Raw genomic sequence first — 26,000 nt, 5'->3', positions numbered from 1 at the left:
CCTGAGTGAGGCCTGAACGATACACGACGCAACCAGGAACTGGCGCCGCGGAACTGGGTGGTAGGGTCGCCGGCCATGACCGAGGCACCCTCGACCTCCGCTCCGCCGCCGGGCTTCGACCAGGGTCTGGTCGCCGTGGTCAAGAAGGACTGCCCGACGTGCCAGCTGGTGGAACCGGTCCTGGCGGAGGTTCGTCGTCACCGACCGGTCCTCGTCGTGACCCAGGACGATCCGGCGTTCCCCATCGATGGCGATCCCGTCCATGACGAGGACCTGACCCTGTCGCACCGACTGGGGATCGAGATCGTGCCGACGCTCCTCACGCGGGAGGATGGCGCCACGTCGGCCACCGCGATCGGCTGGAACCGAGAGCAATGGGAGGACGTGACCGGCATCGGCGACCTCGGTGTCGATCTGCCGCCGAGCCGTCCGGGTTGCGGCGCCCTGAACGTCGAACCGCCGCATGTCGAGCGGCTCGCCGCCCTCTTCGCCGATGGCGGGGCACGCCGGGTCGAGCTCGGCGACCAGGAGGACGAGGTCGAGGCCTGCTTCGCCCGCGGCTGGACGGACGGCCTGCCGGTCGTGCCGCCGACGCCCGAGCGGGTCGAACGCATGCTCGCGGGCACTCGCCGGGACCGCTCCGAGGTGCTCGGGCTGGTGGCGCCGGACTATGGCGAGTGCACGGTCGAGAAGGTCGCGGTCAACGCCGTGATGGCCGGCTGCCGGCCGGAGTACCTGCCGGTTGTTCTGGCCGCGGTCGAGGCGGCTCTGACCGAGGAGTTCAACTGGCACGGCCTGGCTGCCACGACCTACTTCGCCGGCCCGATCGTCGTCGTCAATGGTCCGGTCACGAGCGCCCTCGGCATGAACTGGAAGATGAACGTCCTGGGACAGGGCAACCGGGCGAACACCACGATTGGCCGCGCCCTGCAGCTCGTGCTGCGCAACGTCGGCGGCGCCCGTCCGGGCGAGGTCGACCGGGCGACGCTCGGCAACCCCGGCAAGCTCAGCTTCTGCTTCCCCGAGCGCGAGGCCGACTCACCGTGGACGTCGCTGGCCGTGGAGCGGGGAGTCGCCGAGGGCGAGTCCGCCGTTACGCTGTTCGCCGGCGAAGGGCCGCGAGGCGTCGTGGACCAGCTCTCCCGCGAGCCGGAATCGCTGGCCCGTTCCCTGGCCTCGGCGCTTCTGGCGGTTGCCCACCACAAGCTCGTCGTCGGCTTCGACGCCATGCTCGTCGTCGGTTTCGAGCACGGCAACGTCTTCCGGCGGGCGGGCTGGGACAAGGCCAGGCTGCGGCAGGAACTCGACACAGTGCTCGTTCGCTCCGGCGCGGACCTCGTGCGGGGCGCGGGCGGCATCGCGGAGGGCCTGCCGGAGAAGATGGCGGGCGCCCAGGTGCCGAAGTTCCGGCCCGGCGGGTTGCTGCTGGTTCATGCCGGCGGCAACGCGGGTCTGTTCTCGGCGGTGGTCGGCGGCTGGGTCAGCGGCCCGGTCGGCAGCCAGCCGGTCACCCGGGTGGTTGGAGACTGAGGCGGCGGACTCCGCTGCGCCGGCACGGCCCGTGTCCACGTTGCTGATGGTCCGCCACGCGGAGAGTACAGCGAACCTGGCGAGCCGGTACACCTGGCACGACCACGAGCCGCTCACCGAGCTCGGGCACCGGCAGGCTCGCGAGGCCGGCCGGTTGCTGGCGGAGCAGTACGAGCCGTCTCACCTGTACTGCAGCCGCTTTCGCCGCGCCCGCCAGACCGCCGACGAGATCGCGGCGGAAGTCGGCGTTCCGGTGGTTGAGGTCGACGGTATAGAGGAGCGCTGCTTCGGAGAGCTGCGGGGCAAGCCCTGGGAGGTCTACCGGACGGCCGTGGCCGATCTCGACGTCGAGGAGTTCTGGCACCACCGGGCGCCGGGCGGGGAGTCGCTCGTCGACGTCGCCTCGCGCGCGGCGCCGGTGGTGGCCGGACTGGCCGACCGTCACCAGGGGCGGCAGGTCATCGTCGTCTCTCACGGCGGCGTGATGGCCGCCCTGCGCGCGTGGATCGCCGGCACCTGGCGGCACCGGCCGACGCCCACGCGCAACGCCAACGGTTTTCGGCTCGATCGCAACGGCTCGCACTGGATGGCGCCGAGCCCACTGTTCGACACCTGAGCGGCGCCGCCCGCGAGGTTGCGTTCCTGCCGCGACGACTCCTAGAATCAAGGATTCGATCGTGCAATTCCGTTTGCCTGGTGCCGGATTGCACGAGACGCCCGGGAGGGCGCGCCGCTTCGATGCCCTGAGGTTGCCGGATGATGGAGAACCTGAAGTGAACAACTTCCGCACTCGTACCCTTGCGCTGCCCGGAGCGCTGTGCCTGCTGCTCGCGGCGGGCTGCGGCCCCGAGGTTCCGACCGTCAACTTCTCGGTCGTCCTGCCGATGACCGGCCCGGCGGGGATCTACGGCGAGGAGATCGCCAACGGGATCCAGTTGCGTCAGGACCGGCTGATGGCCGGCGACGAGGAACTCGCCTACAACGTCGTCATCGAGGTGATCGACTCCGAGGGCGACCCCGATCAGGCCGCGTCGTTGCTCGATACGGCCTTCTCGACGTCGCTGGCGGCGATCGGCGGCGCCACGAGTGACGAGGCCCTCGCCATGGTGCCCGTAGCCGACGACGCGGATCGGGTGCTCGTCTCGCCTTCGGCGTCGAGCCCCGAACTGAGCGGCGCGTCGGAGTACTTCTACCGCCTCTTCCCGAGCGCGGAGATCGAGGCGTCGACGATGGCGACTTTCCTTCGCGACCGGGTGAGCGTCCAGCGGCTCGCCCTGGTGGTCGAGGATTCGGCCTTCGGTACGTCCCTTGCGGACGCGGTGGAGACGGTATGGGGAACGGAACTGGCGGGCCGGGTGACCTTCACTCCATCCTCCGACCAGAACGCGATGGTGCAGGAGGCCCTGGGGTACGAGGCGGACGGCATCTACGTCGCGGCCTCCGGCGCGGCTCTGGCGGAGGCGATCCAGGCGCTGCGTCTGGCGGGTTTCGAGGGTCGGGGCAAGAGACTGGCCACGAGTTCGTCGCTGATGATCGAGGCGGTCCTCGAAGCCGCCGGTCCGGCGGCGAACGGCGTCTACTTCACGGCGCCGGTGTTCGACCTGGAAAGCCCGGACGAACCGATCGCCTCGTTCGTTGCCGACTACCGCGAGAAGTACACCGATCCGGCCGCCTGGACCGCCTATCAGGAGGCGGTAGCGGAGGACGAGCGCGCGAGTACGGTGCTGCAGGGGATGGACCTCGGCGATTCGGGCCTCGCGACTGCCAGAGCCGAGGCCGAAGCGGCCGCGGATGTGCTGGCTGCGGCGGAGGACGCGTTGAACACGCCGGGCTACTACGCCGGCCTCGGCTACGACTCGATGGGGGTCCTGATCGCCGCCCTGACTGAACTCGAAGTGATCAACGTGCCGAGCGACTTCCTGAAGGGCATGCGTGCGATTCGGGAACTCCAGGGGGTCACCGGCACGATCCAGTTCCGGGAGACCGGCGACGTGCAGAAGTTCACCCGCATCTACGAGGTCGTCGACGGCAAGCCGGTCGACTTCGAGAAGTACTGGGATGGGGTCCGTCAGGAGCGCATGCGGGAACTCGAGAGGCTCCAGCAGCAGATCGAGCGGATGAATCGGAACCAGTAACGACACGGCGCGCCGTTTCGGATCGCTATACTCTCTCCGTCAAACCTACCGAACGGTCGGCAGATAGTCCTCCCCGTCAACCAGGAGAACAGTTTCCATGTCCGGAATCGTCCGCTATGGCAGCTACGTACCCTTCAACCGCATCCAGCGGTCCGCCATCGGCGGCGGCCGCGGCGAGCGCGCTGCCGCCAGCTACGACGAAGACTCCGCCTCGATGGCGGTCGAAGCCTCGCGCGAGGCCTTGCGGGAACTGCCGGAAGGCGCCGAGGTCGACACGGTGGCGTTCGTCTCGACCAGCGCCCCCTACTCGGAGAAGCTGAACGCCGCCACCCTTCAGGCGGCAACGAACCTGCCGAAGTCGGTCACCGCCCTCGACCTGGGCGGCTCGACCCGCTCCGGTCTCTCGGCCCTTCTGGCCGGCATCGACATGGCGTCGGCGGGGCGGACGGTCCTGGTCGCCGCCAGCGACGTGGTCGTCGGCGCGCCGAGCGGTCCGCGCGAGTCGGGCGGCGGCGACGCCGCGGCGGCCTTCGTCCTCGCGGGCAACGGCACGGAGCCGATCGCCCGGCTGATCGGCCGCGCTTCCTGTACGGAGGAGGTGCTCGACGTCTGGCAGAGCCCCGGCATGCCCTTCGCCAAGCAGTGGGAGGAGCGATTCGGCGCCAGCATCTTCACGCCGCTGCTCGTCGACACGTTCGCCCGCGCCCTGGCGGACGCCGGAGTGGCGGCTTCCGATCTCTCCAAGGCCGTGCTGGACGGCACGAACGCCCGCGTCTTCCGCGGGTTCATGCGGCCTGCCGGACTCGATCCGGCGCAGCTTGCGGACGGCATGGCGGGCTCAGTGGGCCGCGCCGGGGCCGCTCACGCCGGCCTGACCCTGGCGAGCGCGCTCGACGGTGCGTCCGCCGGCGACCGGATTGCCGTCGCGTGCGTGGCGGACGGCGTTGACGTGGCCGTGTTCGAGGTCACCGAGGCGATCGACGATGGCCGGCCGAAGCACAGCGTGGCTTCGTGGGTGGAGTCGAAGCGCGACGACCTCGCCTATACGACCTACCTCAAGTGGCGCGACGTGCTGCCGTTCGAGCCGCCGAGACGCCCCGATCCCGACCGGCCCGCGGCGCCGCCGATGCAGCGCGCCGAGCGCTGGAAGTTCGGCTTCCTGGGGTCGCGCTGTAACCGCTGCGGCAACACGAACCTGCCGCCGCAGCGCGTGTGCGTCGTCTGCCAGGCCTCCGACGATTCCACGATGGAGCCCTACGCGGACAGCGAGTGCCGGATCAGCACCTACACCCTGGACCGGCTCGCCTACTCGCTGCAGCCGCCCGTGATCGGCGCGGTCGTCGATTTCGACAAGGGCGGCAGGATGCTCTGTCAGCTCACCGACGTCGACCCGGACAAGGTGGCGATCGGCGATGAGTTGGAAATGACGTTCCGCCGCCTGTACACTGCGGGAGGCGTTCACAACTACTTCTGGAAGGCGCGCCCGAGGCGCTGAAGATCGATACAGGAACCACGGATCCGTCCGAAGAACGACCAAGGAGCACCAATGGCCAGCAAGGGAATCTGTGATCGCGTAGCCATCGTCGGCATGGGCTGCACCAAGTTCGGTGAACACTGGAACCGCAGCGCCAGCGATCTGCTGGTCGATGCCGTGCAGGAGGCCTACGGCTCCGCCGGGATCGAGCCCGACAACGTCGACGCCTACTGGCTCGGCACCACCGGCAGCGGCATCTCGGGCCTGACGCTCTCCGAGCCGCTCAAGATCCAGTACAAGCCGGTCACCCGCCTCGAGAACATGTGCGCCACCGGCAGCGAGGCGATGCGCAACGCCGCCTACGCGGTCGCGTCCGGCGCCTACGACCTGGTCATGGCGGTTGGCGTCGAGAAGCTGAAGGACTCGGGGTTCTCCGGCCTCACGGGCAGCGCCCCTCCGGGCGACGGCACCGAGTCCGGCATGACCGCGCCGGCGAACTTTTCGCTCCTGGCGCCCGCCTACGCCGAGAAGTACGGCGTCGACCTGGAGACGATGCGGGACGTTCTCACCAAGATCGCCTACAAGAACCACTACAACGGCGCCCGCAACGAAAAAGCGCAGTTCCAGCGCGAGGTCCCGGTCGAGAAGATCAACTCCTCGCCCAAGATCGCCGGAATGCTCGGCATCATGGACTGCTCGGGCGTCTCCGACGGCTCCGCGGCGGCGGTCATCTGCCGCGCCGAGGACGCCCACAAGTACAACGACAACCCGATCTTCATCAAGGCGCTGTCGTTCGTGGCCGGTCCGGCCGAGGGCGCGAAGAGGCAGGACTACGACTTCACCTCGTTCCCCGAGGTCGTCGAGAGCGCCCGGGATGCCTACGACCAGGCGGGCATCGAGGATCCGCGCGAGCAGATCAGCATGGCCGAAGTCCACGACTGCTTCACGCCGACCGAGCTGGTCCTGATGGAGGACCTCGGGTTCTCGCCGCGCGGTCAGGCCTGGAAGGACACGATGGACGGTCGCTTCGACCTCGACGGCGACCAGCCGGTCAACCCCGACGGCGGCCTGAAGAGCTTCGGCCACCCGATCGGTGCCTCCGGCCTGCGGATGATGTACGAGATGTGGCTCCAGCTCCGCGGCGAGGCCGGCGAACGTCAGATCGCCGATCCCAAGCTCGGCCTGACCCACAACCTCGGCGGCGCCCCTGGCCGCTGCGTCAGCTTCGTCTCGGTCGTCGGCCTGTAAGGCCCCGGCACAGACAGGACGTGCAACGACCCCGCTGGCAGGCCAGCGGGGTCGTTTGTTGTGGCGCGGGCCTTCTGGCCCGCGTGAAGGCTGCCGCCGCGAAGCGGCGACCTACCGCGCCGCCCGCGTCAGCGCCTCGTCCATCGCCGCCAGCGCGAACTCGACGTCGGCGTCCGTCAGCACGAGAGGCGGCTTGATCCGCAGCACGTTGCCGTACAGCCCGCCCTTGCCGACGATGGCGCCGAGGTCCTTGAGCTCGTCGAGCACCCGGCCGGCCAGGGGGGTGCCCGGCGTCCTGGCTTCCCTGTCGGCGACCAGTTCGACGCCGATCATGAGTCCCTGGCCACGGACATTGCCGATGGCCTCGTGACGCTCCGCCAAGGCCCTGAGACCGTCGAGAAGCCGGTTGCCCTGGACCTGGGCGTTCTGCTGCAGGCCCTCCTCCTCGATGACCTCCAGCACAGCCAGCCCGGCCGCCGACACCAGCGGATTGCCGCCGAAGGTGTTGATGTGGAGTCTCTGCGCCAGGGCGGCGGCGATCTCCGAGGTGGTGGCGACGGCTGCCAGCGGCAAGCCGTTGCCGATGCCCTTGGCCATCGTGACGATTTCGGGGACGACGCCGGAGCGCTCGAAGCCCCAGAAGTTGTCGCCGGTCCGGCCGAAGCCGGTCTGTACTTCGTCGGCGATGCAGACGCCGCCGTGGGCCCGGACGATCTCGTAGACCTCGGTGAGGTAGTTCGGCGCGCCCATCGTCACGCCGCCGGCGCCCTGGATCGGCTCCGAGATGAAGGCGGCGACCTGACCCGGGGTGGAGTAGCGGATGAGTTCGGCCACGTCCTCGGCGGAGCGGCTGGCGATCTGCTCTGGCGTACCGGAGAACGGGTTGCGGTAGGGGTCGGGGTTGAGCGCGTGGTGCACCGGCCCGCCACGCTGCACGCCGGACTTCCACGTGTGGATGCCGGTCAGCGCCCCGGTCGGCGCGCTGCCGCCGTGGTAGGCGTTGCGGATGCCGATGACGTCCGCGTTGCCGGTGTGGAGCCGGGCCATCTGGATGGCCAGATCGTTCGCTTCGCTGCCGCTGTTCACGAAGTAGATCCGGTCCAGACTCGGCGGCAGCTTGGCCAGCAGCGCCTCGGCGAACCGCGGCATGTTCGGGTGGAGGAAGGCGGTCGAGCCGTGCGCCAGCAGCGCCATCTGCTTCTGGACGGCGGCGACGATCTTCGGGTGGGAATGGCCGCAGGCGACGGTGCAGATGCCCGCGAAGAGATCGAGATAGCGACGGCCGGTCTCGTCCCAGACGTACTGCCCGCAACCTTCGACCAGCATCACGGGTTCGCTGTAGAGGGTGAACAGGGCCGGGTTCACGTGCTGCCGGCGGAGTTCCAGGATCTTCTCGCGGCCCGGTCCCAGGTAGGGCTCCGGCTGGTGGCTGCACGGCGGCAGCTCCAGGGTGCGGGATCGGGAAGGGGGCGCGACGTCGAGTGCCACGGTCATGGTTACAGTTCCTCGCGGCCCGCCTTGGGGACCGTTCAAGTAGTTCGCTGTTGCGGCCGCGCAGGGGCGCGGCGGCGTGGGCGGTAACCCTAGCTCAAGAGATCGACGATCGTGAGGGCCATCACCTGCGTCGACCGGGTGATGTCCGAGAGCAGGCAGCGCTCGTCGGGCTGGTGGGCCTGTTCCAGTTCGCCCGGCCCGTAGGCGACGCACTGGCCGATGCCGCCGATGCGCTGGAAGTGCTTGTGATCGTACGTTCCGGGGCTCGCCACGAGCTCGGCGGCGGTTCCGGTCGTCGTCTCGATGGCGCGGGTGAGCGATTCGACCAGGGTGCAGTCGTTCGGCGTATGGGTCGGCAGAACGCTCAGCAGCTCCTCGACGTCGAACCGTATGCCGGGCCGGCGGGCCTCGACCGCGTCCAGCACGCCCCGAACCTCGGCGCGCACGGTGTCGGGTCCCTCCTCTAGCAGGTAGCGGCGGTCGACGACGAGTTCGCATGTGTCGGCGACGCAGGGCGACGGCAGGCCCTGGCCGTGGCCGTCCAGGGCAGCCGAGGAATCGAGGCCCTCGATGACCTGGCCGCCGGTGATCGAGTTCATGTTGATCGTCGGCCGGCGCGCTCCTTCCGGCACCACGGGCAGTTCGGTGACGAGGTCGCCGATCGCCTCCTGGAGCCCGAGCGCCGCCTCGGCGGCCGCCTCGATGGCTGAGACGCCGAGGAAGGGCATCGAGCCGTGGGCGATGTGGCCGCGGGCCGTGATCCGGAACCAGAGCACGCCGCGATGGCCGATGCAGATCCGGCCGGGGCTGAAGGGCTCGGGGATGATCACGTAGTCCGTCGTGCGGCTGGTGACCCGACCGCTCGCGGCGAGATGGGCTACGCCCGCCAGCCCGCCGCTCTCCTCGTCCACCGTGCCGCTGATCTCTACCGTCCCGCGCAGCCCGATGCCGGCGCGCCGCACCGCTTCGGCGGCGAACACGGCGGCGGCCAGGCCGGCCTTCATGTCGGCCGAGCCGCGGCCGTACAGGTAGCCGTCGCGGATCTCGCCGCCGAACGGATCGACGGTCCAGCCCTCGCCGGGTGGCACGACGTCAAAGTGTCCGTTCAGGTGCAGCGCCGGCCTCGCCTCGCGGCCGCGTCGCCGGCCGAGAACGTTGATCTTCGGGCGTTGGGGGTCGCCTCCGGGCCCCTGGATGTACTCTGTCTCGAAGCCGTCGGCCTCGAGACGGACGCCGAGCAGCTCGGCGCATTCCCGGTAGGCGTCGCCAGGAGGATTGACGCTCGGGATGCGGATCAACTCGGCCGCGAACCTGGCCGCTTCCTCGCCGCAGACGGCGGCCTCGGCGAGGACGCGATCGGTGAGGCCCGACGCCATGCGGGCGGAACCGCTCTGTACGGACGTCATGAGACGATGCCTTTCCGGTGGATGAGTTCTGCGCCGGTGGCTGCGTTCTAGGAGTCGGTAGTACTCTTGCCAGACTACTATGTTCGGCCAGTGTGGATTGCGGATCGGTGGATTGCGGATCGCGGCTCTCGGAGCGCTGGCTCTTGGCGGCTGGAGTCCGGGCTTGGCTGAGGAGGCCGCTGGCGACCCCGGTCTGACGGCGGTCGACGGACTGCGGGTCGGCCAGTTCACTTACGAGGAGCGGCCCACCGGCTGCACCGTCGTGCTCGCGTTGGAAGGCGCGGTCGGCGCGGTCGACGTTCGCGGAGGCGCGCCGGCGACCCGCGAGACGGCTCTCCTGAGTCCCCACAACATGATCCAGGAGCTCCATGCCGTGGTCCTCACCGGTGGCAGCGCCTACGGTCTCGACGCGTCGGGGGGCGTGATGCGCTACCTCGAGGAGCAGGATGTCGGCTACCGGGTCGGGGCCGGAGTAGTGCCGATCGTGGTCGCCGCGTCGCTCATGGATCTCGGCATGGGCGGCGCCAGCAAGCCGCGGCCGGACGCCGACTGCGGCTATCGGGCCGCGGCCGCGGCCGGCACGGGCCCCGTGGCCCAGGGCAACGTGGGCGCCGGCGCAGGCGCCACGGTCGGCAAGATGGGCGGACGCGGATCGCGGATGAAGGGTGGTCTCGGCAGTGCGTCGATCAAGATGGAACAAGGGCCGTCAGCGGGCCTGGTGGTCGCGGCTCTGGTCGCGGTCAACGCGGTCGGCGACGTGATCGACCCGGCCACGGGCCAGGTGGTGGCGGGGGTGCGCGGCCCGAACGACGAACTGCTCGACGCCCGCAAGCTGCTGCGGAGCGGCCTCGGCCGCGACCGGCGCGCCAGCCGGCGGGAAGCGGAGAACCGGGAGAATACGACGATCGCCGTCGTCGCGACGAACGCGACCCTGAACCAGGCCGAGGCCACCCGCGTGGCGCAGATGGCCCACGATGGTCTCGCCCGCTCCATCGTCCCTTCGCACACGCCGGGCGACGGCGATACGGTGTTCGCGGTCGCCACCGGCGTTCTCGAAGGGCCGGCGGACGTCAGTCGCATCGGCGCGCTCGCCGCCGAAGCCCTTGCCGACGCGGTGCTCAACAGCGTGCGGCACGCGGAGTCGCTCCCCGGCATCCTCGCCGTCCGCGACCTGCCCTGAACTGGTCGTGATGGCTTCACCGAACCCGTTCCGTCTCGACGGCCGCGCGGTCGCCGTGATCGGCGCCGGATCCGGCATCGGCGAGGCCGCGGCCGAGGCCTGCGCCCGCCAGGGAGCGCGGGTCGCCTGCTTCGACGTGAACCTGATCGCCGCCCGGGCGACCGCCGACCGGATCGCTGCCGCCGGCGGTCGGGCCGATGCGGCCGAACTCGACATTCTCGATCCGGAGGCGATGGGATCGGCGCTCGCCTCGCTGGACGATCTGCGTGGTGTGGTGGCGACACCCGGCGTCAACGTGCGCAAACGCTTGCTCGACTACCAGCCGGACGAGTTCGACCGGGTCGTGACGCTGAACCTTCGGGGCGCGATGTGCGTGCTCCAGGTCGCGGGACGCCTGTTCACGGACGCCGGCGGCGGCAGCATCGTGCTGCTGTCTTCGATCCGGTCCCAGGTGACGGAACCCGGGCAGGGCGTCTACGCGGCGACCAAGGCCGGCATCGTCCAGCTCGCGCGCACCGCCGCCGCCGAGTTCGGCCGCAAAGGCGTCCGCGTCAACGCCCTGGCGCCGGGCGTGGTCGACACGCCGCTCACCAAACCGATCCAGCAGAACGAGGCCTGGAACAGCGCCTACGCCGGAAAGACGGCGTTGGGCCGGTGGGGAAGGTCGGACGAGATCGGCAACGCGGCCGCGTTCCTGGTCTCCGACGCGTCGAGTTACATGACCGGCGCCGTGCTCTTCGTCGACGGCGGCTGGACCGCGATCGACGGCCGCTTCGATCCCCCCGCCTGAGCCGCATCGCCGGCACGGCCGCGAGTAGACTCGGCGCCGTCGTGCCCGCCCACGAAGACCTGTTTCGACTCGACGGCAGGACGGCCGTCGTCACCGGCGCCTCGTCCGGCCTCGGCATCGTCTTCGCGCACGCCCTGGCCGCGGCCGGCGCCTCCGTCGTCGTTTCGGCGCGGCGCCTCGACCGCCTCGAGCAGCTCGCCGCGGAGATCGAGCGTGAAGGCGGACAGGCTCTCGCCGTTGCCTGCGATGTCGCCAGCGAGGAGGACGTCGACACGTTGGCGACGAAGGCGGTCGACCGTTTCGGCAAGGTGGACGCGCTGGTGGCGAACGCCGGCGTGTCCGATCCGAGGCCGGCCGAGCAGGAACCGCTCGACGTATGGCAGCGGATCGTGGCGGTGAACCTAACCGGCGTCTTCCTCTGCAACCGTCGCTTCGGCGCCATGATGCTGGATCAGGGATCGGGCTCGATCGTCAACATCGCATCGGTGCTGGGCGTCGTCGGCGCCGGCCAGATCCCGCAGGCCTCCTACACGGCCTCCAAGGGCGGCGTTGTCAACATGACCCGGGAACTCGCCGCACAGTGGGCGAGGCGAGGCGTGCGGGTGAACGCGATCGGCCCGGCCTGGTTCGAGTCCGAGATGACCGAGGAGATGTTCGCGTCGGATCAGGCCCTGCGCTGGATCCGCCGCAAGACGCCGATGGGTCGGCCGGGCCGCGGCGGGGAACTGGCCGGTCCGGTCGTGTTCCTTGCCTCGGATGCGTCGAGCTACATCACCGGACAGACGCTGCTCGTCGACGGCGGCTGGACGGTCGTGTAGCCGGCGGCACGGCCGTTAGCGGCAGCGATGACTCTCGAGATCGCCTTCCTGCTGGTCGTCCTGGCGGCCATGGTCGTCCTGTTTCTGACCGAGAAACTGCCGATCGACCTGACGGCCTTCCTCGGACTGACGCTGCTGGTCTTCACCGGCTACGTGGCCGTCGACCAGGCGTTCACGGGCTTCGCCTCGTCGGCCGTGATCACGATGCTGTCGATCTTCATCGTCAGCGCCGGGCTGATGCAGACGGGCGTCGCGGATCTGGTGGGCGGCGCCATCCATCGCTTCGTGGGCAGCCGCGAGGCGCCGCTGATCGGCGCGGTCATGCTGGTGGCGGGCGTTCTCTCGATGTTCATGAACAACATCGCGGCGACCGCCGTGCTCATGCCGGCGGTGGCGAGTCTGGCGCGCCGCGCGCACCTTGCCCCTTCGCGGCTGTTCATGCCGCTCGCATTCGGCGCGATCCTGGGGGGCACCTCGACTCTGGTCGGGACGCCTCCCAACATTCTGGCGGCGGCGATGCTGCGGGACCGCGGACTCGAGCCGTTCGGACTGTTCGACTTCACGCCCTTCGGTGTGGTGCTGCTCCTGGGCGGCGTCGTCTTCATGCTCACCCTGGGGCGGCGTCTGCTGCCGGGTCGCCGGGCGGCTCCTCCCGGCCGTGGTGAGTCGGAGCTCGCCGACCTCTACGGCCTGCACGAGGGGTTGTTCTCGATCCGCATTCCTTCCGGGTCCGAACTCGACGGCGCGACGCTGCGCGAGACGCGGCTCGGCACCACGCTGGGGGTGCAGCTCCTTGGCGTCGCGCGCGGCGAGGACTGGCAGTTGGCGCCCGGTGACGACACCCGGTTGCTGGCCGGAGACGAACTGGTCGTGCAGGGCGACGCCGAGGAGGTGGAGCAGACGCTGCGCCTCCAGGGCGTCGATCTGGGCACGGCGACGACGCTCGGCACGGCCACGACCGGCGAGATCGGCGCGCCGGAGGCGGGGGTGACCGCCCTCAGGGCGCGCGTGTCCGCCGCGTCGCCCCTGGTGGGAAGCACCCTGGCGGAGACGCGCTTCCGTGAAGAGTGGCGTGTGTTCGTGATCGCCGTGGAACGCGACGGCGATGTGCACGTCGACCGGCTGGGCAGTCTGCGGATCGAACAGGGCGACATGCTCTACGGACTGTTCGGCGACGACGCGCCGGAGATCGGCCCGGACGTGCTCACGATCGAAGAGAGTGGTCCCGCCGCGCTGGACCGCCTCGAGGATCAGCCGCTGCTGGTCATCCGCGTGCCGGAGAACTCGACGCTTCTCGCCAGCGGCGCCGGCGTCGAGTGGATGGGCCGGTTGATGGGACTGACAGTCGTCGCGGTCGAGCGGGAGGGCGAAGTGATCTGGGGGCCCGGGCCGCAGATCCGGTTCGAGGCCGGGGACAGGCTCTTCGTCAAGGGCAGGGAGCGGCGACTGCGGGCCCTGTTGAGGATGGGCGGCGTCGAGCTGACTTCGGGGGTGGCCGCTCCGGCGTTCGAGTCGGAGGAGGTCGGCATGGCGGAGGCGACGCTGGCGCCGCGATCCGGCCTCGCCGGGCGGACCCTCGCGGACATCGAGTTCCGCGACCGCTATGGCGTGCAGGTCCTCGCCATCTGGCGCGAAGGACACCCGATTCGCAGCGGACTGACCCAGCTCGCGTTGCGGGTCGGAGACGCGCTGTTGCTCCAGGGGCGTCGTGGCCGGCTGGGTCTGCTTGCCCGTGAACCCGACCTGCTCGTCCTCTCGGATGTCGCCGATGAGCCGCGCCGTCTGAAGAAGGCGCCGTATGCGGTCGGATGCCTCGCCCTGATGGTGGTCCTCGTGGTGACGGGAGTCGCACCGATTCAGGTGGCCGCGTTCGCCTCGGCGAGCCTGATCGTGCTGTGCGGCGCGCTGACCATGGAGGAGGCCTACCGGGCGGTCGAGTGGCGGGCGATCTTCCTGGTCGCGGCGATCCTGCCCGTGGGGTCGGCGATGGAAAGCAGCGGCACGGCGGCGCTTCTTGCGAGCAGCGTGATGGACCTGGCCGGGCCGGTCGGTCCGTACGCGGTGCTGGCGGCGCTGGTCCTGCTCTCGAGCCTGCTCAGTCAGTGTCTGGACGGCGCGCCGGCCGTGGTGCTGCTGACGCCGGTCGTGCTGGAGGCGGCTTCGGGCCTCGGCCTCTCGCCCTACCCGCTGATGATGGGCGTGGCCCTGGCGGCGTCGGCGGCATTCATGACGCCGTTCAGCCACAAGGCGAACCTGCTCGTCATGGGGGCCGGCGGCTACCGCAGCATGGACTATCTGCGGGCCGGCACGCTGTTGACTGTCGTGCTGCTGGCCGTGATCGTGTGGATGGTGCCGCTCATCTTTCCGTTCTAGGTAGTATCGCCTTCTCGCGCCCCTAACGTGACGGAACCCTCGGGAGATCCCATGGCGTCTTCGAACGAACGAACCCTCCGCATCCTGACCACCTCAGCCTTCGCGCTGGTGGTCGCGGCCTCCGCCGCGGCCCAGACCACGGGTGACATCCGCGGTCAGGTCCGCGACGCCAACGGCGACGGCCTGCCGGGCGTCATGGTGACGGCGACGATCGAGGACCGCGGCGTCTCGCGGACTACGATCGCCGGCGTCGGCGGCAACTTCGTCATCTCGTCGCTCCAGGTCGACGATTACGTCGTGACCGCGTCGCTCGACGGCTTCCGGGACCACCGGGTGGAGGGTGTGCGGGTCAACATCGCCGCCACGGTCAACCTGGAGATCGAGCTCGGCTTGATGGCTGTAGAGGAGGAGGTCACAGTCACGGCGTCGCCCATCCTCGACGTGACGAGTTCCAGCGTCGGGACCAGCTACACGGCGGACTTCATCGATGACCTGCCGACCGACCGGAACTTCTGGGACCTGATGGCGGTGTCGCCCGGGATCAGTCAGTCTTCAGAGGGCAGCACTTCGTTGACGGCGTTTGGTTCGAGTACCGCCTCCAACTCCTGGCGGATCGACGGTCTCGACACGACCTCCTCGGACACGGGTCACGCGTTCTGGTGGCTGAACCCGGCGACTATCGAGGAGGTACAGGTGCTGGGCCTCGGCGCGCCGGCTGAGTACGGAAGCATGTCGGGAGCGGCGTTCAATGTTGTGACCAAGTCCGGCACGAACGACTTCGCCGGCACGATCGACTGGTACCACATGAACGACGGCCTGACGGAAGAGAACGCCGAGATCGATGGTCTTCCGTTCCATCGCGAGGAGTTCGACGATCTGACCGGGACACTCGGCGGTCCGTTGGTGCGCGACAAGGCGTGGTTCTTCGCCTCCATTCAGACCACGGAGGATGCGTACAGCGATCCGGGGGTCGATCCGATCTTCCCGACCGCGTATCCGACCGAGCGCTACGACATCAAGATCAACGCGGCGTTCAACGACAGCAACCTGATGGAGGCGAAGTACCACTTCGAGGACTACGACTTCGTCTACGCGTTCGCGAACGCGACGCCGGACGCGATTACGACCGCGTTTGGCAACAATCCGGCCTGGGGGCTCCAGTTCCAGTCCGTGCTGACCCCGAACGACTACCTCGAAGTGCTGTATGCCGGCTACAGCAGCGACGACAACCAGCTGTCCGCCACCGGCAGTACGGCGCCGCCCTACGTCGACTACTCGCCGCCTGATGGCGGTCCTCCGCAATACAGCGGCAGCCCGACCTACCAGTATCGCTGGGTGCTTGGCCGTGACCAGTTGGACGTCAAGCTCTCGCACCACGCCGACGACCTCCTGGGCGGCGACCACGACTTCAAGTTCGGCATCTCCTACGGTACCGGCACAGGCGATACGCGGTACGGTCTTGGCCCGAACGGCTACCAGTTCTACCGCTACGAGTACTACCCGGGCTATCCCTACTACTACCGGTACTCGGCGCGGCCATACCACTACGGCGCCGACACCAGGGCGATTTCGGCGTTCGTCGACGATTCTTGGCAGGTCAACTCGAACCTGACGCTGAACATCGGCGTCCGGTACGACAAGCACAACGGCGAGATTCCCGACTTCCCTACGCTGAGTGACGACTGGAGCGACACATCGGACATCATTCCTGGGATCAAGGACGTTGTGGACTGGGCGCTGATCTCGCCGCGCATCGGCATGGCGTACCAGATCGGTGACCGGCAGGTCCTGCGAGCTTTCTACGGCAGGTTCTACGACGCGGACGTGACCGGCAACTGGTACGCACCGCCGCCGGATCCGACCCTCTACATCACGGAATCCGGTCCCACGCTGGAGGGCCCGTGGACCTTGTCTTCGACGTTCCAGTACCGGGACAACCTCCACAATCCCGATCTGAGGGCACCGGAAACCGACCAGTTCACTCTGGGTTGGGAACGCCGCCTGGGTGAGAACTTCAGCTTCGGCATCCAGGGGGTCTACAAGGAAGGGAAGAACCTGATCGGCTGGGAGATCCTGAACGACGGCGCCTATGAGGAGGTGCCGTGGACGAATCCGTTCACCGGCGAAACGGAGCAGCTATTCAGCATCATCGAGCAGCCGACCACCCGGAAGGGCAACCGACCGGGCCCCGGCTCCAAGGCTCCGCCGGGGGTGGAGTACAACCAGCAGTACGAGGGTGTCGTGCTCACCCTGAACAAGCGATACAGCGACGGTTGGAGCCTGCACTCGTCATACACCTGGTCCGATTCGACCGGGTTCATTCCGCGGCCCCTCGAGCAGTCCCAAGGAAGTCCGTTCTACACCGCGAGCGACGGTCGCGACCCGAACAACTGGATCAACGCCGAACAGGCGCTGCAGAACGACCGCGAGCACATGCTCCAGTTCCAGGGGAGCTTCGAGCTGCCGTGGAAGCTCCTGGGCACGGCGACCTACAGCTTCATGACGGGGAGACCCTACAACCGCCAACTGAGGGTCGGCTTGGCCAGGTCGCCTTCGCCGCTCGCCCAAGGTGGCGTAGACGTGATCGCGATTCCGGCCAGCGACGACACGCGCTTGCCGGATCAGAACAATCTGGATCTCTCCTTCGGGCGCCGATTCGATGTCGGCCAGGTCCAGCTCAAGCTGGACCTTCAGGTGCTCAACGTATTCAACGAGGACACCTACGACGGATGGGAGACGCTCCAGGTACCAACGGACGAGGTGTACGTACCCAGCGGCTACCTCTTCCCGAGGCGCGTCATGATCCGCTTCGGGCTCGAGTTCTAGGAGTTCACAACCGCCGAGGCTGGGGCTGGAATCGGGGCGCTAGCGCCCGTGGTAGAGCGTCGCGTCCTCGGTGTGCAGCCCGCGCGGGTCGTCCCGCTTCGACTCGTAGAGCCGGCCCTCCGCGTCGACCAGATCGTCCCTGAAGATCGCTTCGTCGACGGCGACCTCGCTCGGGCAGGAGATCTCGATCAGGTTGCCCGCCGGGTCGCGAATGAACATCTGCATCGCGCCGTCGGGCAGCCGTCGCACCTTGCCCCAGGGTGAGGTGTCGATCGCGCCGAGCTCGCGCATGCGGAAGAAGATCGAGTCGAAGTCGTCCACCTGCAGGCAGAGGTGGCCTCGGAAGGAGGCCTGGTCCTCCCACTCCGTGACGTGAAGCTGCTGCTCCTCGTTGATCTTGAAGAACTGGGCAGGGAAGTCGAGGTTGAACGTCGGCAGCGGTTCTAGCCCGAGTTCGTTCTCGTAGAAGGCGCAGGCCTTCTCCAAGTCGTCGACGACGACCGTCGCGTGCTGGATCTGGAGCACCTTGGCCATTTTGGCCGAGGCTATCGAAGCCGACCGGGCTGACGAAACACCGATCTGGAGATGGCGCGACCAACCAGAGCGTGCCAGTGAGAGGCGACTGTGGCATACTTCGCACATCATGTCCGACGTGGCCACACCTGTCAGCGTCCGCTTCGGTGCACAGGGCCGACTCGTCGTACCTTCGCCGCTACGCGAGGCCCTGGGCTTCAAGCCTGGCGACCCACTGGTCGTCCGCGTGCAGGGCGGCCGGCTCGTGGTGGAGAGCAGGGAGTCGGTGGTTCGGCGCATACAGGAACGGTTCGGCCTGCCAGGCAGGAACGTGGTCGATCAGCTCATCGCGGATCGCCGTCGGGAAGCTCGTTTGGAGGACGAGGCGTCCTGAGCGTTGTACTGGACTCCTCTGCAGTCCTGGCGTTGGTGCACTCTGAGCCCGGAGCCGAGCCTGTGGCCGATGCTCTCGGCGATGCGGTCATGTCCACGGTCAACTGGGCGGAAGTGGTCGCACGGGTTCGAGGTAACGCGACGAATGGCGGCGGCGGAGGCCCTTCGGCTCTGCGCTTTGAGCTCTACGCCCTTGGCCTCCGCTTCGAGGAGTTTTCGGCGGAGCAGGCCGACCTGGCGGGTGAGCTCCGCCGCTCGACGAGGGAGTTCGGTCTCTCGCTTGGCGATCGTGCCTGTCTCGCCCTGGCACTCGTGAGGAGTGAACCTGTATTGACGGCCGACCGGGTCTGGCAGCGGTTGAGTCTTGACGTGGACGTCGAAGTGATCCGCTGACGGGCTGCCAGCCGTTGCCGACCGCTCGTTAGCGGATGAGCGGCAGCAGCTCCTCCGCGGAGCGTCTTGTGAGCATCGTGTAGAACTCGTCGCTCAGCAGGTTGCTGCCGTGGTCCTCGATGAACTTCTTCTGCTCCGGCGTGATGTCGGTCGGCTCGGTCTCCACCGCGTTCGGGTGCCGGTTGGCGGGAGTGCGGTCGATCGAGGCCACGAACTCGACAGTCAGGGCGCCGTCGTAGCCGACCTCGCGTAGCGTCCGGACGATCGCGGCCCAGTCGAGGGCGCCCATACCGGCAGCCATCCGGTTGCTGTCGGCGACGTGGAAGTCGACGAGGCGGCTGCCGGCCTGGCGGATCGAGCCGAGCAGGTCGCGGTCCTCCATGTTCATGTGGAAGGCGTCGAGGCAGACGCCGCAGTCGGGGCCCGTCGCTTCTGCGAGGGCCAGCGCCTGGGCGCCGCGGTTGATGAAGTAGGTCTCGAAGCGGTTGATCGGCTCGATGGCCAGCAGAACGCCCGCGGCCTGGCCGTGCTCGTAGATCTCCTGCATGCTCTCGACGGCCCAGTTCCACTCGTTCTCGGGCGTCGAATCGGGATCGACCTTGCCGACGGTGCCCGGCACGATGGAGATCTCGTGGCCGTCGAGTTCCTTGACCATCGTGATGCAGTCCTTGACGTACTGGACGGAGCTGGCGCGCTCCGCTTCGTCCTTCGCGATCAGGCTGCGGCCCTCCATCATCAGGGTGACGGAGCCCCAGCAGCGGATGCCATATTGACGGAGCAGTCCGCGCACCTCCGCCGTGTCGTAGAGCTCCGGCTCGCCACTGATCTCGAGCGACTCGTAGCCGTACTCCTTGAGGCGCACGAGCGTCTTCTCCAGCGGCTCGGCGCGCATCCAGTTGTGCATCGACAGGTGCATCGTCATCGACCTCCGGGTTGCCGCGGGAAGATAACAGGGTCGAGTCGGAGCGGGGCGCTGCGGAGCGGAGCGATGTCGGACGCACCCGCCCAGTCGGGGCCGGAGGGTTCGGCTCCCAGGTGACGCTCCCGCTGAGAGGAGATGGGAGGGGTTGCGCTCGCTCCGCTTCACTCGCTCCGGTTTGGCGTCGGTTTCGGGGAAGGTGTCGGCCGTCGCTCGTTCAGAGGCACCTGGGAGCCGACCCCTCCGGCCCCGACTGGGCTGGAGGTCGTTGCCGAGAGGGCTGACGCACGAGTTCGGCACCGAGACTCGCCAAGGAATCGCCGTTCTCGTGCGTCATACCGATGAGTTGGGATGGCAGAAGCGGTCCAGCACGTCGTCGAGGCCAGGTGGGCATCCGCCGGGCGGTGCTCTAGTGTGACGGGCGTGGTCGTGGGCGACGAGGAACTGGTTCGGGCCGCTGCCGCGGGTGATCGGGGCGCTTTCGAGGAGTTCCTCGACCTTCACTATGACCGGATCTTCCGGTTCAGCTTCCGGCTGACGGGGTGTCGGGAGGAGGCCGAGGACCTGACGCAGGACATCTGTCTCGCTCTGCCGGCGAAGTTGAAGAGCTTCCGCGGCAAGGCACGGTTCACGACCTGGTTGTACAGGGTTGCCATGAACGCGGCGCATGACCGGCGGCGCCGGGCCGCGAGTAGAACGAAGGCGGCTGAAGGCTGGGGAGACATCGAGATAGGTCGCCGCGCGGAGGCGACAGGCAGGGCCGCGGATCTGGACTGGCTGCGTCGCTCGATGGCGGCGCTGCCTGGTGATCTACGGGACACGGTCGCGCTCACGATCGACGGCGAGATGACTCACGCGCAGGCCGCCGAGGTGCTCGGGATCTCCGAAGGCACCGTGAGCTGGCGGCTCTCCGAGGTCCGCAAACGGCTGCGGGCGATGTGGCAAAAGGAAACAGGACGATGACCGATCCACTCGATGATCTGAAGCGCGCATTCGCGGACGCGACGCCTGAGCCGGATGCCGACAGGCGGAAGGCGAACCTGGCTCGCGCCCAGGAACTCTTCGATCGCGTCCAAGACTCGGGCGCCGAGCAGCGTCGTACCGATGGCCGCACCAATCCCTGGGCGGCCATCGAACAAGGAGTACGACGCATGCTCAGCGCACTGACTTCCCGACCTGTCCTGGCTGCCGCCGGCGTTCTGGCCGCGGTTGGGTTGACGGCTCTCTTTGTAACTGCCACGCGGAACGCGACGCCGCCGTCCAGCATGATCGTCGCGGATGCTGGCGTTGCGCCGGAGCCGATCGCCGCACCCGCAAGCGACGCTGACTCGGAACGTTCTACACCCGCACCGACCGACCGACAGGCCGCTGTCGATGGCGACCTGGCGGTGATCCCGACGGCTCCGGTGAGAGAACCTGCCGAGCCCCAGCCGCCGGTCCGCGAAACCGCGTTGCCGGTTGACAGCGAGGCGTCGGAGACGGTCGTTGACGAGCTGGATCGCCAGCCGGAGGCGCCACCTCCGGCTCAGGAACGGAGTTCGCCCGTTACCGTGGCAACGGCTGACGCGGAGTCCTTCAACGCGACCATCGCCGCCCTGGAGAGACAGAGGGAGGCGCTCAGGACTCAACTGGAGGCGTTGGCCGAAGTTGTGGCTCCGCCCCCGCCGCCGCCAGCCCCCGAACCGGTGCTTCCGCCCGGCGCACGCCTGGCTGAGTCGAGCACCGGGAGAGTCGGCAGACTCTCGAGATCGATAGAGGCGCTCTCGTTTGTTGCGGAAACTCCCCTTCCCGCCTCGGCCGTCGATGCGACGGTCGCCCCGCGGTCCAACACTGAAGCCTTCGCCAACGAAGACGCCAGTCCGGTGAAGGTCGCGAGCGAAGAACCCGTCTCGACGTTCTCGATCGACGTCGACACCGCCAGCTACTCCGTCGTCCGTTCCTCGCTGACGAACGGCTACCTGCCGGTGCCCGAGTCGGTGCGGATCGAGGAGCTGATCAACTACTTCCCGTACGGGTACCCCGCGCCGGGGGAACGCGGGGCGCCGTTCCGGCCGACGGTGTCCGTCTCCGAGACGCCATGGAACCCGGACACGCTGCTGATGCACATCGGCATCCAGGGACGGCGGCCCGCGACCGACGACCGCCCGCCGCTCAACCTGGTCTTCCTGGTCGACACCTCGGGTTCGATGGACCAGCCGAACAAGCTGCCGTTGCTCGTGCAGTCGTTCCGGCTGATGGTCGGCCAGCTCGATCCCGCCGACGAGGTCGCGATCGTTGCCTACGCCGGCAGTGCGGGCCGCGTGCTGGACCCGACTCCGGCCGGCGAGCGCGGCGCGATTCTGACTGCGCTCGATCGACTGCACGCTGGCGGTTCGACCGCCGGGGCGGCGGGAATCCAGTTGGCCTACCGGGTCGCCCGGGACATGGCGGCGGAGGGCGAGGTGACCCGGGTCATCCTGGCCACGGACGGCGACTTCAACGTCGGCATCTCCGACCCCGACGAACTCGAGGGCTTCATCGCCCGCCAGCGCGAGAGAGGCGTATACCTCTCGGTGCTCGGGTTCGGCCGCGGCAACCTGGACGATGCGACGATGCAGGCGCTGGCCCAGAACGGCAACGGTCAGGCGGCCTACATCGACACGCTCGCGGAGGCGCAGAAGGTGCTCGTCGACCAGCTCGTCGGCACCCTGTTCCCGATCGCGAACGACGTGAAGATCCAGGTCGAGTTCAATCCGGCCACGGTCGCCGAGTACCGTTTGATCGGTTACGAGACCAGAGGCCTCCGGCGCGAGGACTTCAACAACGACCGGGTCGACGCCGGCGAGATCGGCGCTGGCCACTCGGTTACCGCGATCTACGAGGTGACGCCAGTGGGGTCGCCTGCGGTGCTGCACGACGCTCTGCGCTACGCGGGCCGTCCGGCCGACCCGCCGGTCGCCGACGGGAGGCGTGGCGGCTCCCGGGAACTCGCCTTCCTGCGGCTCCGGTACAAGGAGCCGGGCGAGGAGTCGAGCGAACTCATCGAACTGCCGATCACCCGCGACGCAGGCGGGGTCGACGCTGAGCAGCGCTTCGCGGCCGCGATTGCCGGCTTCGGCCAGCTCCTGCGGGATGGCGCCTACACCGGCGACTGGACCTGGAGCGACGCGGTCGCGCTCGCCGAGGCCAACACTGGCGACGACCGGTACGGCTACCGTCGCGAAGCAGTCACCTTGATGCGCCTCGCGGAGAGCCTGGCTCAGTAACGGGGCCCTGGCGCGGCCGATACTGAGTGCGCCGGGGTCCCCGCCGGCATCCGGCGCGCGGCGCCGGCTTCCGAACCTCCCGCCGCGTTACTTTGCGCCCAGGAAGCCCCGCAGGCAGCGGGTGACGGCGCCGGGCGCTTCGGCCATCAGCATGTGGCCGGCGTCCGCCACGGTCACGAAACCGGCGCCGCCCCTGTCGCCCCCGGGACGCGGGCCGCGGATGCGGTCGGCGAGCGCGCGGCCGGCCCTCGGCGGCGTCATCCTGTCCTTCGCGCCGGCCACGACCAGCGTGGCGCAGCTGACGCCCGCTGCGCTCTCGCTTCCTTCCCACTCGTTGCAGGCGGCGAAGTCGCGGTGGAGTACTTCCGGCAGGCAGCGGTCGAGCAGCGCCATCGTCGACCCGAGCATCCACAGCCCGGGGGACTCCGCGCCGCCGAAGTGGGCGCCGGTCCCGTGCCCGAAAGCGGCGATGAAGCGATGGGCGTCGAGGGGCCGTTTCAGCGTGTCCGCCAGCAAGCCGGGGTTGACCCGGAGCGTCTCGCCGGCACCGAGCAGGGCCAGCCGGCTCAGACGTGCGTCCAGCCGGGAGGCCGCGTCGACCGCGATGCAGGCGCCCATCGAGTGGCCGATGAGCGCGATGTCCGAGCTGCCTGCCCGTTCCGCCGCCGCTTCCGCGAAGTCGGCGGTCCAGGCGGCGTAGTCGGCGATCGTCGTGACGGCGTCCAGGTCCTCGGACGCGCCATGACCGGGCAGGTCGGGTGCGGCGACGTTCCAGCCGTGTTGGGCCAGCGACCGGGCCTGCAGCGCCCATACCGTGTGGTCGCTGCCGGCGCCGTGGAGCAGCAGCGCCAGGGGTAGCCCTTCCCGCCAGGCGGAGCCGCCGGTGCCGCAGTAGGCCTTGCGGCCCTGGATCTCGAGTTCGGTCAGGAGGCCACCGCCCGCGGCCGCTGCGCCCGTCTCTGCGAGCGTTTCAGGGCCCGGTCGAGATCGGCCACGAGGTCCTGGGGATCCTCGAGCCCGACCGACAGTCTCACCATCTCCTGGGTGACGCCCGACTCGGCGAGCTCTTCGGCAGTCATCTGCTGGTGCGTCGTGCTCGCCGGGTGAATGACCAGGCTCTTCGCGTCGCCGACGTTGGCGAGGTGCGACCATAGCTCCAGGCCCTCGATGAAGGCGATCCCCGCCTCGAGTCCGCCGCGAATCCCGAAGGTCAGAAGGGCGCCGCTGCCATTTGGCAGCAGCTTCCGGGCGAGGTCGTGCTGCGGGTGGCTGGGCAGGTCGGGGTAGCTCACCCACTCGACCGCCTCGTGCTGCTCGAGGAACCCGGCGACCGCGCGCGCGTTCTCCACGTGGCGGGCGACCCGGAGCGGCAGGGTCTCCAGTCCCTGAATCAGGTAGAAGGCGGCCTGCGGGTTCAGGCAGGCGCCGAAGTCGCGCAGCCCTTCGAGCCTTGCCTTGAGGATGAAGGCCGGCGGCCCGTAGTGCTCGGCGAAGGCGATGCCGTGGTAGCCCGGACAGGGCTCGGTCATGATCGGGAAGCGCCCGGTGGCGGCCCAGTCGAACTTGCCGCTGTCTACCAGGACGCCTCCCAGGGTGACGCCGTGGCCGCCGATGAACTTGGTCGCCGAGTGCATCACAAGGTCCGCGCCGAGATCGATCGGCCTCGACAGGAACGGTGTTCCGAACGTGTTGTCGATGAGCAACGGTACGCCGATCTCGTGGGCGATCGTGGCGACAGCGGGGATGTCCAGGACGTCGATCCGCGGGTTGCCGATCGTCTCGCCGAAGAACAGCTTGGTGTTCGGACGGGCGGCGCGCCGGAAGTTCGCGGGCTCGGTCGGTTCGACGAAGGTCGTCTCGATGCCGAACCGGCGCAGCGTGTGGTTCAGCAGGTTGTGCGTACCGCCGTAGATGGCCGCCGAGGAGACGACGTGGTCGCCGGCGGAGAGAATCGTCGCCGCCGCCAGGTGGAACGCCGACTGTCCGGAAGCGGTGGCCACCGCGCCGACGCCGCCTTCCAGCGCGGCGATCCGCTCCTCGAACACCGCCACCGTCGGGTTGGAGATCCGCGAGTAGATGTGCCCCGCCTCCTCCAGGTTGAACAGTCCGGCAGCGTGGTCCGTGTCGCGGAACACGTAGGACGTCGAGTTGTAGACCGGCACGGCGCGCGCTCCCGTGGTCGGGTCGGGCCGCTGGCCGGCGTGAAGGGACAGGGTGTCGAACTTGTAGAACCAGTCGCTGCTCATCGCGTTGTCTCCCGGGTTGAGCTCGGCGCGAGGCGGACCGCGAGTGTAGCCGTAGCGCGTCCGGGGATGTGGCAGAGTGGCGTCCCGAGGAAGCCGGATGGGAATCGTCGAAGAGTGGCATGAGTGTCTGGACCGGGGGGAGATCCTGCTCCTCGATGGCGGCACCGGGACGGAACTGGAGCGGCGGGGGGTGCCGATGGACTCGGCGGCGTGGTGCGGCACGGCGGCGCTGGAGCACCAGGACGCGATCCGGGACCTGCACGAGGAGTACATCCGTTGCGGCGCGGACGCGATCATCACGAACACCTTCGCGACTCACCGTCCGTTGCTTGAGGCCGCGGGTCTGGGCGACCAGGTCGCGGTGATCGTGCGGCGGGCGGTGGAGGCGGCGCTCGAGGCGCGCGACCGGGCCGGCTGCCCGGGCGTGCTCGTGGCCGGGTCGATGTCGACCATGCCGGCGAACAACATCCAGGGCGGCTACCCGCCGGCCGCCGAGCAGATGGCGGCCTACCGGGAGCAGTGCGGGCTCCTGGCCGAGGCCGGCGTCGACGTGATCGCACTCGAGATGATGCAGTTCCACGAGCGAGCCCTGGTCGCGTTCCAGGCGGCCAAGGAGACCGGGTTGCCCGTGTGGCTCGGGGTCAGCGCCCGGAAGGACCCGGAAACCGGTGCGATCACGCCCTTCAACTGGCCCGACGAGTCCTTCGAGGAGTTGCTCGACACCCTCATTCCGCTGGGACCCTCGATCGTGCATGTGATGCACAGCGAGATCGCGGCGGTCCCGGAGGCGGTGGCGATGGTGCAGGAGCGCTGGGACGGACCGGTCGGCGTGTACCCGGAGTCCGGCTACTTCACGATGCCGAACTGGAACTTCGTCGACGTGATCGAGCCGGCCGACCTGCTGGAGGAGGCGCGCGGCTGGGTGGCCGCGGGCGTTCAGATCGTCGGCGGCTGCTGCGGTCTGGGACCCGAGCACATCCGGGCCCTGGGAGCGCTTCGCGGATCCGGCTGAGGAGG

At 68.9% G+C, this 26,000-nt stretch carries 20 protein-coding genes and 1 pseudogene; 15 read left to right on the top strand and 6 right to left on the bottom strand.

Features of this window, described 5'->3' with window-relative positions:
• Window positions 1–75: 75 nt before the first annotated feature.
• The 5 genes from OXI49_12640 (at window position 76) to OXI49_12620 (ending at window position 6,387) form a co-directional block, all read left to right on the top strand.
• Window positions 76–1,530 (top strand): thioredoxin, encoded by a 1,455-nt coding sequence (locus OXI49_12640; protein ID MDE2691355.1) that lies wholly within the window; start codon window positions 76–78, stop codon window positions 1,528–1,530.
• 31 nt (window positions 1,531–1,561) lie between these two features.
• A complete protein-coding gene (locus tag OXI49_12635) occupies window positions 1,562–2,146 on the top strand; it encodes a histidine phosphatase family protein (GenBank protein MDE2691354.1) in 585 nt (194 codons plus the stop codon).
• A 157-nt stretch (window positions 2,147–2,303) separates the two neighbouring features.
• The gene (locus OXI49_12630; protein ID MDE2691353.1) at window positions 2,304–3,665 is read left to right on the top strand and encodes an ABC transporter substrate-binding protein; all 1,362 of its coding nucleotides are present in this window, start codon (window positions 2,304–2,306) and stop codon (window positions 3,663–3,665) included.
• Window positions 3,666–3,762: 97 nt separating this feature from the next.
• Window positions 3,763–5,160: an OB-fold domain-containing protein gene (locus OXI49_12625; GenBank protein MDE2691352.1), complete on the top strand. Its 1,398-nt coding sequence runs from the start codon at window positions 3,763–3,765 to the stop codon at window positions 5,158–5,160.
• 51 nt (window positions 5,161–5,211) lie between these two features.
• Window positions 5,212–6,387, top strand: a complete 1,176-nt coding sequence (locus tag OXI49_12620) for an acetyl-CoA acetyltransferase (GenBank protein ID MDE2691351.1) — start codon at window positions 5,212–5,214, stop codon at window positions 6,385–6,387.
• A gap of 111 nt (window positions 6,388–6,498) precedes the next feature.
• On the opposite strand, the gene OXI49_12615 is transcribed toward OXI49_12620, so the two are convergent.
• Together OXI49_12615 and OXI49_12610 are read right to left on the bottom strand one after the other, a co-directional pair.
• The gene (locus tag OXI49_12615) at window positions 6,499–7,881 is read right to left on the bottom strand and encodes an aspartate aminotransferase family protein (protein MDE2691350.1); all 1,383 of its coding nucleotides are present in this window, start codon (window positions 7,879–7,881) and stop codon (window positions 6,499–6,501) included.
• Window positions 7,882–7,970: 89 nt separating this feature from the next.
• Window positions 7,971–9,287: an acetylornithine deacetylase/succinyl-diaminopimelate desuccinylase family protein gene (locus OXI49_12610; protein ID MDE2691349.1), complete on the bottom strand. Its 1,317-nt coding sequence runs from the start codon at window positions 9,285–9,287 to the stop codon at window positions 7,971–7,973.
• Between the two features lie 112 nt (window positions 9,288–9,399).
• Between OXI49_12610 and OXI49_12605 the strand changes: the two genes are divergently transcribed.
• The 5 genes and pseudogenes from OXI49_12605 (at window position 9,400) to OXI49_12585 (ending at window position 17,274) form a co-directional block, all read left to right on the top strand.
• Entirely contained in the window at window positions 9,400–10,467 is a 1,068-nt protein-coding gene (locus tag OXI49_12605) for a P1 family peptidase (protein ID MDE2691348.1), read from the top strand.
• Window positions 10,468–10,477: 10 nt separating this feature from the next.
• The gene (locus OXI49_12600) at window positions 10,478–11,257 is read left to right on the top strand and encodes an SDR family NAD(P)-dependent oxidoreductase (protein ID MDE2691347.1); all 780 of its coding nucleotides are present in this window, start codon (window positions 10,478–10,480) and stop codon (window positions 11,255–11,257) included.
• 41 nt (window positions 11,258–11,298) lie between these two features.
• Window positions 11,299–12,075 (top strand): glucose 1-dehydrogenase, encoded by a 777-nt coding sequence (locus tag OXI49_12595; GenBank protein MDE2691346.1) that lies wholly within the window; start codon window positions 11,299–11,301, stop codon window positions 12,073–12,075.
• A 24-nt stretch (window positions 12,076–12,099) separates the two neighbouring features.
• Window positions 12,100–14,448, top strand: a pseudogene (locus tag OXI49_12590) (SLC13 family permease).
• A gap of 51 nt (window positions 14,449–14,499) precedes the next feature.
• Window positions 14,500–17,274 carry a TonB-dependent receptor gene (locus tag OXI49_12585; protein MDE2691345.1) on the top strand — a complete coding sequence of 925 codons (2,775 nt, stop codon included), beginning with the start codon at window positions 14,500–14,502 and terminating at the stop codon, window positions 17,272–17,274.
• A gap of 39 nt (window positions 17,275–17,313) precedes the next feature.
• Here OXI49_12585 and OXI49_12580 read toward each other — a convergent pair whose 3' ends face one another.
• Window positions 17,314–17,808 carry a VOC family protein gene (locus tag OXI49_12580; protein MDE2691344.1) on the bottom strand — a complete coding sequence of 165 codons (495 nt, stop codon included), beginning with the start codon at window positions 17,806–17,808 and terminating at the stop codon, window positions 17,314–17,316.
• 109 nt (window positions 17,809–17,917) lie between these two features.
• On the opposite strand from OXI49_12580, the gene OXI49_12575 reads away from it, so the two are divergent.
• Complete coding sequence (locus OXI49_12575; GenBank protein MDE2691343.1) at window positions 17,918–18,181, top strand: AbrB/MazE/SpoVT family DNA-binding domain-containing protein; 264 nt, start codon at window positions 17,918–17,920, stop codon at window positions 18,179–18,181.
• Entirely contained in the window at window positions 18,178–18,573 is a 396-nt protein-coding gene (locus tag OXI49_12570; GenBank protein MDE2691342.1) for a type II toxin-antitoxin system VapC family toxin, read from the top strand. The genes OXI49_12575 and OXI49_12570 overlap by 4 nt, the downstream gene beginning before the upstream one ends.
• Before the next feature lie 28 nt (window positions 18,574–18,601).
• Here OXI49_12570 and OXI49_12565 read toward each other — a convergent pair whose 3' ends face one another.
• Window positions 18,602–19,489: a sugar phosphate isomerase/epimerase gene (locus OXI49_12565; GenBank protein ID MDE2691341.1), complete on the bottom strand. Its 888-nt coding sequence runs from the start codon at window positions 19,487–19,489 to the stop codon at window positions 18,602–18,604.
• Between the two features lie 426 nt (window positions 19,490–19,915).
• Here OXI49_12565 and OXI49_12560 point away from each other — a divergent pair, with 426 nt between their 5' ends.
• Window positions 19,916–20,455 (top strand): RNA polymerase sigma factor, encoded by a 540-nt coding sequence (locus OXI49_12560; GenBank protein MDE2691340.1) that lies wholly within the window; start codon window positions 19,916–19,918, stop codon window positions 20,453–20,455.
• A complete protein-coding gene (locus OXI49_12555; GenBank protein MDE2691339.1) occupies window positions 20,452–22,737 on the top strand; it encodes a von Willebrand factor type A domain-containing protein in 2,286 nt (761 codons plus the stop codon). Before OXI49_12560 ends, OXI49_12555 begins: the two co-directional genes overlap by 4 nt.
• A gap of 87 nt (window positions 22,738–22,824) precedes the next feature.
• On the opposite strand, the gene OXI49_12550 is transcribed toward OXI49_12555, so the two are convergent.
• Both OXI49_12550 and OXI49_12545 read right to left on the bottom strand, forming a co-directional pair.
• On the bottom strand, window positions 22,825–23,580 hold the full coding sequence (locus tag OXI49_12550; protein ID MDE2691338.1) for an alpha/beta hydrolase: 756 nt from the start codon (window positions 23,578–23,580) through the stop codon (window positions 22,825–22,827).
• 80 nt (window positions 23,581–23,660) lie between these two features.
• Window positions 23,661–24,983 carry an O-acetylhomoserine aminocarboxypropyltransferase gene (locus tag OXI49_12545; protein ID MDE2691337.1) on the bottom strand — a complete coding sequence of 441 codons (1,323 nt, stop codon included), beginning with the start codon at window positions 24,981–24,983 and terminating at the stop codon, window positions 23,661–23,663.
• A gap of 97 nt (window positions 24,984–25,080) precedes the next feature.
• On the opposite strand from OXI49_12545, the gene OXI49_12540 reads away from it, so the two are divergent.
• A complete protein-coding gene (locus OXI49_12540) occupies window positions 25,081–25,995 on the top strand; it encodes a homocysteine S-methyltransferase family protein (GenBank protein ID MDE2691336.1) in 915 nt (304 codons plus the stop codon).
• Window positions 25,996–26,000 lie beyond the last annotated feature (5 nt).

The sequence above is a fragment of the Acidobacteriota bacterium genome, from assembly GCA_028875725.1.
In the GTDB taxonomy this organism is placed as follows: Bacteria; Acidobacteriota; Thermoanaerobaculia; order Multivoradales; family Multivoraceae; genus Multivorans.
This window is presented reverse-complemented; position numbering and strand designations above follow the sequence as displayed.